At 74.0% G+C, this 8,607-nt stretch carries 7 protein-coding genes; 6 read left to right on the plus strand and 1 reads right to left on the minus strand.

Features of this window, described 5'->3' with window-relative positions; translation table 11 throughout:
* Nucleotides 1-87: 87 nt before the first annotated feature.
* The 5 genes from ACW62_RS32500 to hflX all read left to right on the plus strand — a co-directional run bounded on the left by ACW62_RS32500 (nucleotide 88) and on the right by hflX (nucleotide 4,565).
* A complete protein-coding gene (locus ACW62_RS32500; protein ID WP_053208280.1) occupies nucleotides 88-1,011 on the plus strand; it encodes a methylenetetrahydrofolate reductase in 924 nt (307 codons plus the stop codon).
* Nucleotides 981-1,901, plus strand: a complete 921-nt coding sequence (gene miaA / locus ACW62_RS32505) for a tRNA (adenosine(37)-N6)-dimethylallyltransferase MiaA (RefSeq protein WP_053208281.1) — start codon at nucleotides 981-983, stop codon at nucleotides 1,899-1,901. Before ACW62_RS32500 ends, miaA begins: the two co-directional genes overlap by 31 nt.
* On the plus strand, nucleotides 1,898-2,737 hold the full coding sequence (dapF, locus tag ACW62_RS32510) for a diaminopimelate epimerase (RefSeq protein WP_053208282.1): 840 nt from the start codon (nucleotides 1,898-1,900) through the stop codon (nucleotides 2,735-2,737). The genes miaA and dapF overlap by 4 nt, the downstream gene beginning before the upstream one ends.
* Nucleotides 2,738-2,909: 172 nt before the next feature.
* Nucleotides 2,910-3,074 carry a hypothetical protein gene (locus ACW62_RS34590; RefSeq protein WP_157575141.1) on the plus strand — a complete coding sequence of 55 codons (165 nt, stop codon included), beginning with the start codon at nucleotides 2,910-2,912 and terminating at the stop codon, nucleotides 3,072-3,074.
* 78 nt (nucleotides 3,075-3,152) lie between these two features.
* Entirely contained in the window at nucleotides 3,153-4,565 is a 1,413-nt protein-coding gene (gene hflX, locus ACW62_RS32515) for a GTPase HflX (protein ID WP_053208283.1), read from the plus strand.
* 2 nt (nucleotides 4,566-4,567) lie between these two features.
* Here hflX and ACW62_RS32520 read toward each other — a convergent pair whose 3' ends face one another.
* Nucleotides 4,568-6,412 (minus strand): S9 family peptidase, encoded by a 1,845-nt coding sequence (locus ACW62_RS32520; protein ID WP_053208284.1) that lies wholly within the window; start codon nucleotides 6,410-6,412, stop codon nucleotides 4,568-4,570.
* A gap of 90 nt (nucleotides 6,413-6,502) precedes the next feature.
* On the opposite strand from ACW62_RS32520, the gene ACW62_RS32525 reads away from it, so the two are divergent.
* Complete coding sequence (locus ACW62_RS32525; protein WP_240477480.1) at nucleotides 6,503-8,476, plus strand: ATP-dependent DNA helicase; 1,974 nt, start codon at nucleotides 6,503-6,505, stop codon at nucleotides 8,474-8,476.
* The last annotated feature ends 131 nt before the right edge of the window (nucleotides 8,477-8,607 follow it).

Here is an 8,607-nt window from a genome sequence, read left to right on the forward strand (position 1 = left end):
CAGTCGTCCTACCTGGGCATCCCGGTCGACGGCCCGTACAAGAGCGAGCACTACCGCTACTGACGGCCGACGAGCTCAGGGGCAGCCATGACGACCGTCCTGGACCGACTCGCCGGCCGGCGGCCGGTCTTCTCCGTCGAGTTCTTCCCGCCACGCGACGACGCCGACGAGACCGTGCTGTGGACCGCGGTGCGGCAACTGGAACCGCTCGATCCGGCGTTCGTCTCGGTGACCTACGGCGCCGGCGGATCCAGCCGCGAGCGGACCATCCGGACGACGGGGCGCATCCGCCGCGAGACGACGTTGACGCCGGTCGCGCACCTCGCCGGCGTCGGTCACTCGCGCGCCGAACTGCGCAACGTCGTCGGCTGGTACGCGGACAACGGCATCCGCAACGTCCTCGCCATCCGCGGCGACCCACCGGGCGGGCCGGCCGCCGAGTGGGTGGCCCACCCGGACGGCGTCACCTACGCCGACGAGATGGTGCGCCTGATCGGCGACCTCGGGGCGTTCTGCGTCGGCGTCGCGGCCTTCCCGCACGGGCATCCGGAGTCGCCGGACCTCGAGACCGACGTGCGCCGGCTGCTGGGGAAGATCCGGCGCGGGGCGCACTTCGCCGTCGCGCAGCTGAGCTTCGAGCCGGACTACTTCCTCCGGCTGCGCGACCGGCTGGCCGCGCTCGGCTGTGACGTGCCGCTGCTGCCGGGGGTGATGCCGCTGACGACGCGGCGGACGCTGGCGAAGTCGGTCGAGCTGTCCGGCGTGAGCGCGCCGGCGGCCGTGGCCGAGCGCCTGGCCCGCTACGACGACGACCCGGCCGGCTTCCGGGCCGAGGGCATCGACGTCACCACGCGGGTCTGCGACCGGCTGCTCGCCGAGGGCGTCCGGGGCCTGCACTTCTACACCCTCAACCGCTCGACGGCCACGCGCGAGCTCGTCCGCCGGCTGGGCCTCGGGCCGGCGGTGAGAGACTTGCAGCCGTGCACAGCGGCAGCCGAACCCCGGTCGTAGCGGTCGTCGGGCCCACCGCGGCGGGCAAGAGCGACCTCGCCGTCGACCTCGCGCTGCGGCTCGGCGGCGAGGTCGTCAACGCCGACTCCATGCAGCTCTACCGCGGCATGGACATCGGCACGGCGAAGCTCACGGTCGCCGAGCGGAAGGGCGTCCCGCACCACCTGCTCGACCTGTACGACGTCACGCGCCCGTCCACCGTCGCGGAGTTCCAGCAGCTCGCCCGCGACGCCATCGACGACTGCCGGTCCCGCGGCGTCACCCCGATCCTGACCGGCGGCAGCGCGCTGTACGTCCGCGCCGTCCTCGACCGGTTCGAGTTCCCCGGCACCGATCCGGACGTCCGCGCCCGGCTGGAGGCGGAGCTGACGACGGTGGGCGCCGCCGCGCTGCACGAGCGGCTGGCCGGGCGCGATCCGGCCGCCGCCGCCGCGATCCTGCCCACCAACGGCCGCCGGGTGGTGCGCGCGCTGGAGGTCATCGAGCTGACCGGGCGCCCGTTCACCGCCACGCTGCCGCCGCGCGAGTACCACTACGACGACGTCGTGCAGATCGGCCTGGACGTCCCGCGCGACGTCCTCGACGAGCGCATCGAGCTCCGGGTCGGCCGCATGTGGGAGCAGGGCCTGGTCGACGAGGTCCGCGAACTGGAGCGGCGAGGGCTGCGCGACGGCCCGACGGCGAGCCGGGCGCTGGGCTACGCGCAGGTGCTCGCGTACCTCGCGGGCGAGAGCACCGAGGACGCGGCCCGCGCCGAAACGGTGCAGCTCACGCGCCGGTTCGCCCGCCGTCAGCACGCCTGGTTCGGCAAGGACGACCGCGTCGGCCGGGTGCCGTTCGACGCCGATGACCGGTTGGAGCGCGCTCTGACCTACCATCGTCGCTCGTGAGCGGCATCTCCTTCGTCAAGGGACACGGCACCCAGAACGACTTCGTGGTGATCCCGGACGCCGACGGCGCCCTGGCCGCCCGCCTCGACGAGCCGGCCGTGCGCCGCCTGGCCGACCGGTACACGGGCATCGGCGCCGACGGCGTCATCCGCGTCACCCGCACGGAGACCGCCGACGAGGTCCGCGAGCTGGCCGACGACGCCGAGTGGTTCATGGACTACCGCAACGCCGACGGCTCCGCCGCCGAGATGTGCGGCAACGGCGTGCGCGTCATGGCCCGCTACCTGTGGGAGAACGGCCTGGCCGAAGGGCCGGTGCTGGCCGTGGCCACGCGCGGCGGCGTCCGGACGGTGCACGCCGAGCCGGACGGCCAGATCACCGTCGAGATGGGCCGGGCCAAGCCGGCCGCGACCCGCCAGCTGGCCTTCGTCGCCGCCGGTGGGCACACCTGGGAGGCCACGCCGGTCCGGGTGCCGAACCCGCACGCCGTCGTGTTCGTCGACGACCTCGAGGCGCCCGGCTCGCTCACGTCCGCGCCCGCCCTGCGGCCCGCGTCGGTCTTCCCCGACTCCGCGAACGTCGAGTTCGTCGTCGACCGCGGGCACAAGCACATCGCGCTGCGGGTGTGGGAGCGCGGCGTCGGCGAGACCCGGTCCTGCGGCACCGGCGTCTGCGCGGCGGCCTGGGTGGCGATGCGGCGCGACGGCGTCGGCGCCGGGGCCCGCTACCTGGTCGACGTGCCCGGCGGCCGGCTGGTCGTGACGGAGCGCCCGGACGGAGAACTGCTGCTCACGGGGCCGGCCGTGCTGGGCCTGCGCGGGACCGTCGAGCTCTGATCACGCACTGTGACCTAGATCACAGCATCCTGGGAAACCCTGAGGGCGTCTCCTTCAGTAGAAGGAGCACGACGTCAGACTCGCGGTCGATGCGATCGCCGGGGAGCGGGCCTAACGTTGTGAGCGTGGGGCGGCAACGGGGTCGGCCGCGCGCCTGACAGGAGGCGGTTCCATGGGTGCAACGGAGAAGCGGCGGCGTGAGGCCGTGCTGATCGAAGTGGCTCGGCGCGCCCAGGAGAAGTCCACGGGCAAGGCCGGACGGCGGGCGGCCACGCTGCGCGCCGCGGCGAAATTGCGGTGGGCGGCGTCCACCGGGTCGAGCTATGGTCGCTCCTGAAGGCGTCGAACGGCGAAAGCAGGAGAATTGAGCAATAGTCCAGGCCACGCATACAACCCCTATGACGACTCCGCCGAGGTGCCGGAGGTCGACGAACTCGACCTCCTCGACGGCGACACCACCGGGGACTACGACCTGGACGAGCGGCGCGCGCTGCGGCGCGTGGCGGGCCTGTCGACCGAGCTCGAGGACGTCACCGAGGTCGAGTACCGGCGGCTGCGGCTCGAGCGGGTCGTGCTCGTCGGCGTCTGGCCCGGCGGCTCCTTCACCGACGCCGAGAACTCCCTCGCCGAGCTGGCGGCGCTGGCCGAGACGGCCGGCTCGCAGGTGCTCGAGGGCCTGGCCCAGCGCCGGCTGAAGCCCGACCCGGCCACCTTCGTCGGCTCCGGCAAGGTCGAGGAGCTGCGCGAGGTCGTCCAGGCGCAGGGCGCCGACACCGTCATCGTCGACGGCGAGCTGTCGGCGTCGCAGCTGCGCAATCTGGAGGACAAGGTCGGCGTCAAGGTCGTCGACCGCACCATGCTGATCCTCGACATCTTCGCCCAGCACGCGAAGAGCCGCGAGGGCAAGGCGCAGGTCGAGCTGGCCCAGCTCGAGTACCTCTCCCAGCGGCTGCGCGGCTGGGGCGCGAGCCTGTCCCGGCAGGCCGGCGGCCGGGCCGGCGGCGCCGGTGGCGGCGTCGGCACCCGCGGTCCCGGTGAGACCAAACTCGAGACCGACCGCCGGCGCATCCGCACCCGGGTGGCCAAGCTGCGCCGCGAGCTGGCCGGCATGCGCACCGCCCGCGACACCAAGCGAGCCGGCCGCCGCCGCAACGCGGTGCCCGCGGTGTCGATCGTCGGCTACACCAACGCCGGCAAGTCGTCGCTGCTCAACCGCCTCACCGGCGCGGGCGTGCTGGTCGAGGACGCGCTGTTCGCGACCCTCGACCCCACGGTCCGGCGGTCCCAGACGGCCGAGGGCCGCGGGTTCACCCTCGCCGACACCGTCGGGTTCGTCCGGCACCTGCCGCACGAGCTGGTCGAGTCGTTCCGGTCGACGCTCGAGGAGGTCGCCGACGCCGACCTGCTGGTGCACGTCGTCGACGGCTCGCACCCCGACCCCGAGGGCCAGCTGACGGCGGTGCGCTCGGTGCTCGCCGACATCGGCGCCGGCGGCGTGCGCGAGATCGTCGCCATCAACAAGGCCGACGCCGCCGACCCGATGGTCGTGGCCCGGTTGCTGCGCAACGAGCCGCACGCGCTCTCCGTCTCCGCCCGTACCGGCGCCGGGGTCGACAAGCTGCGCGCGCTGATCGAGAGCGAGCTGCCGCAGCCGCCCGTCGAGGTCGACGCGCTGGTGCCGTACGACCACGGCGAGCTGGTGGCGCGCATGCACAGCGTCGGCGAGGTGCTGTCGGTCGACCACGAGGCCGACGGCACCCGGGTCCGCGCCCGGGTGCCGGAGGCGCTGGCCGCGGCGCTGCAGCCGTACGCCGTCGCGCCGCGCTGACGTCAGTCCGCTTGTGCGCGCCCGCCCAGGTGGGTGGCGAGGAACCGCTCGGCCGCGGCGTAGAACCGCTCGCGGTTCTCGGGCCGGGCCAGGCCGTGCCCCTCGTCCTCGAACAGCAGGTACTCGTGGTCGAGGCCCTTCGCCTCGAGCGCGGCGACGATCTGCTCGGCCTCGGCGATCTTCACCCGGGGGTCGTTCTTGCCCTGCGCGACCAGCACCGGGATGGTGATCTGGTCGACCTTCGACAGCGGTGACAGCTCCCACAGCAGGTCGCGCTCGGTCTCGGGGTTGCCGACGCGGTTGTGCATGAGCGCGAGCTGCGGCTTCCAGTACTCCGGCACCGACGCCAGCAGCGTCAGCAGGTTCGACGGCCCGACGATGTCGACGGCGCAGCGGAACACGTCGGGCGTGAACGCGGCGCCCGCCAGCGCGGCGTACCCGCCGTACGAGCCGCCGTAGATGCCGACCCGGTCGCGGTCGATCAGCCCCTGGCCGACCAGGTGGTCGACGGCGTCGAGGAGGTCGGTGTGCATGGCCCGGCCCCACTGCTTGTTGCCGGCGTTGCCGAACGCCTTGCCGTAGCCGGTGGAGCCGCGGAAGTTCACCTGCACGCAGACGTAGCCGCGGTTGGCGAACCACTGTGCCTCGGGGTTGTAGCCCCAGGTGTCGCGCGCCCACGGGCCGCCGTGCACGTTGAGCACCGCAGGCAGGCCGGCGCGGTCGGCGCCCGGCGGGAAGGTCAGGTAGCCGTGCTCGGTGAGGCCGTCGCGGGCGGTGTAGGAGAACGGCTCCATCTCGGCGAGGTCGTACTCCTCAAGCTCCGGACGGTGCGAGAACAGGAAGGTCAGCTCGCCGGAGTCGCGGTCGTAGCGGTAGTAGCGGACCGGCCCGTCGGACAGCACGTCGTGCACCAGCCAGGTGCGGTCGTCGCGGACCGGCCGGGAGATGCCGACCTCGCCGCGCAGCCGCTGCGTCAGCCCGTCGACCTCGGCGCCGAACGCGGGGTCGAGGAACGTCCAGGACTTGCGTTCCTTGATGAACGTGACGGCCTGCGGCTCCAGCGTCTCGGGGTGCCGGGCGATGCCGGCGGCGTCGTACTCGGAGTCCTCGGCGAGCACGGTCTCGGCGCCGGTGGCGAGGTCGACGCGGATCAGCCGGGCGGCGTTGACGCCGGTGCTGGAGAGCAGGAACGCGGCCGAGCCGTCGCGGTTGAACCCGGCGACGTCGGTGGTGAGGACGTCGTCGGGGCCGATCTCGAACCACGGCTCGTCGGCGCCGTCGTCGCCACGGCGGTAGACGACCGCGCCGCCCTCCTCCGTCATCGCGACGCCGCCGCGGACGCGGTGGTCGGAGTCGATCAGCCAGCCGGCGTAGCCGGGGTTCTCGGCGACCTTCGTCAGCTCCCGGGTGGCGAGGTCGAGCCGGTAGACGTCGTGCAGCTGCGGGTTGTCGGCGTTCAGGCCGATCAGCATGGACGTGGGGTGCCAGCGGTTGTGCTCGAGGATGTACGCGGTGACCTTCTCCTGCGGTGTGACCAGCGTGGACTCGCCGGTCTCGAGGTCGAGCGCGTAGAGCCGCCAGTCTTCGTCGCCGTCGGTGTCCTGCAGGTAGGCCAGCGTGCGGTCGTCGTGGCAGAACATGAACGTGCGCACGCCGCGGTGGCGGTCGTGGGTGACCGGGCGGGCCGCGGCGGGGTCGTCGGCGGGACCGACCCAGACGTTCAGCACGCCCTCGTCGGGCGCGATGAAGCCCAGCCTGGTGCCGTCGGGCGAGAGCGTGGGCAGGACCCGTTCGGGGTTCCCGAACAGGACGTCACGAGGGATCAGCGGCACCGCGGCATACGTCATTCCGGCATTCCATCACGGGCACCGGACAGGGTCGAGACGCGGCTGTGGACAACCGCTTTCCGGGACCGGCGGTCGGGTAGTGTCGGGCCGGTGAGCGAGGGCGATGCGACGGCCGGGATAGAAAAGCTGCTGGCGGCGGCCGTCGGGGCCATCGGCGGTGCGGAGCGCCCCGGTCAGGTCGAGATGGCCCAGGCGGTCGGCGAGTCGGTCGCCGACGGCAAGCACCTGCTGGTCCAGGCCGGCACCGGCACCGGCAAGTCGCTTGCCTACCTGGTGCCGTCGCTGCTGCACGCCGACGCCGACGACGGGCCCGTCATCGTCGCCACCGCCACCCTCGCGCTGCAGGCGCAGCTGGTCGACCGCGACCTCCCGGCGCTGGCCGAGGCGGCCGAGCCGCTGCTGGGCCGGCCGCCGAAGTGGGCCACGCTCAAGGGCCGCGCCAACTACGCCTGCCTGCACCGCGTCCGCGAAGGCGCGCCCGACGACCAGGGCGAGCTGGTCCCCGTCGAGGAACTGTCCGCCGGGCCGCTGGGCGCCGAGGTGCTGCGTGCCCGCGAGTGGGCCGAGCAGCAGGTCGCCACCAGCGGCACCGGCGACCGCGACCGGCTCGAGCCCGGCGTCAGCGACCGCGCGTGGTCGCAGGTCGCGGTGTCGTCGCGCGAGTGCCTGGGCGCCGCGCGCTGCCCGTACGGCAAGGAGTGCTTCGCCGAGCTGGCCCGGGCCCGTTCCGACGGCGCCGACGTCGTCGTCACCAACCACGCGCTGCTGGCCATCGACGCGCTCGAAGGGCTGCCGGTGCTGCCCGACCACGACGTCGTGGTGGTCGACGAGGCGCACGAGCTGGCCGCGCGGGTCACCAGCGTCGCCACCGCCGACCTCTGGCCCGGCGTCATCGACCGCGCCGCGGTGCGCTCGCGCGTCCACGTCGACGACGGCGACGCCGAGGAGCTGCGCGCGGCCGGCGAGCAGCTGCGGGCGGCGCTGCTCGACGCGCCGGTCGGCCGCCTCGACACCGTGCCCGAGGCCCTGCTCGCCACCCTGGTCGGGGTGCGCGACGCCGCCCGGGCCGTGCAGTCCGGGTTCACCGCCACGGCGCGCGAAGAGCGCGCCGCCGACGTCGAGGCGTCCCGGCGCGCGGCCAAGACCATGGTCGACGACGTCTACGGCACGGCCGAGCGGCTGGTCGCGAACGGCGAGTACGACGTCCTGTGGGTCGAGGACCGCGAGCGCGGCGGGCGGTCGCTGCGGGTCGCGCCGCTGTCGGTGGCCGGGCTGCTGCGCGAGCGGCTGTTCGGGCAGAACACCGTCGTGGCCACGTCCGCCACGCTGGAGCTGGGCGGCTCGTTCGACGCCGCCGCCGGCGCGTTCGGGCTGACCGGCGAGGGCGCGCCGGCGTGGCGCGCGCTCGACGTCGGGTCGCCGTTCGACTACGGCAAGCAGGCCATCCTCTACGTCGCCCGCGACCTCCCGACGCCGGGCCGCGACGGCCTGCGGCCCGAGGCGGTCGACGCCCTGGTCGAGCTCATGGCGTCGGCGGGCGGGCGCACGCTCGGGCTGTTCTCGTCCCGGCGGGCGGCGCAGGAGGCGGCCGAGGCCGTCCGCAAGCGGCTGCCCGGCCTGCCCGTTCTCTGCCAGGGCGACGACGTCGTGGCCACGTTGCTGCGCACGTTCGCCGCCGACGAGAAGACCTGCCTGTTCGGCACGTTGTCGCTCTGGCAGGGCGTCGACGTGCCGGGCGGGTCGTGCCAGCTGGTCGTCATCGACCGCATCCCGTTCCCGCGGCCCGACGAGCCGCTGTCGTCGGCCCGGCAGCGGGCGGTCGAGAAGGCCGGCGGCAACGGGTTCATGTCGGTGGCGGCCACGCACGCGGCGCTGCTGCTGGCGCAGGGGGCGGGGCGGCTGATCCGCCGCTCCACCGACCGCGGCGTGGTGGCCGTGCTCGACCCGCGGCTGGTGACGGCCCGCTACGGGAGCTACCTGCGGGCGTCGCTGCCGCCGATGTGGTTCACCAGCGACAAGGCGATCGTCTCGGGGGCGCTGCAGCGGCTGGCCGTCTCGTCCTGACGTTCCTCGCTGGCACCGGCCGGGGCGGGTGGTGGCCTGGACGCCCCGGCCGGTGCCGGCTCGGTTCCCCTTAGTAAGTGTTGGGAAAGGGGGCTATCTGGGGTGGTGGGGTTGCCAGGGGCGTCGTCCGG

The sequence above is a fragment of the Jiangella muralis genome (genome assembly GCF_001270745.1).
Lineage (GTDB): Bacteria > Actinomycetota > Actinomycetes > Jiangellales > Jiangellaceae > Jiangella > Jiangella muralis.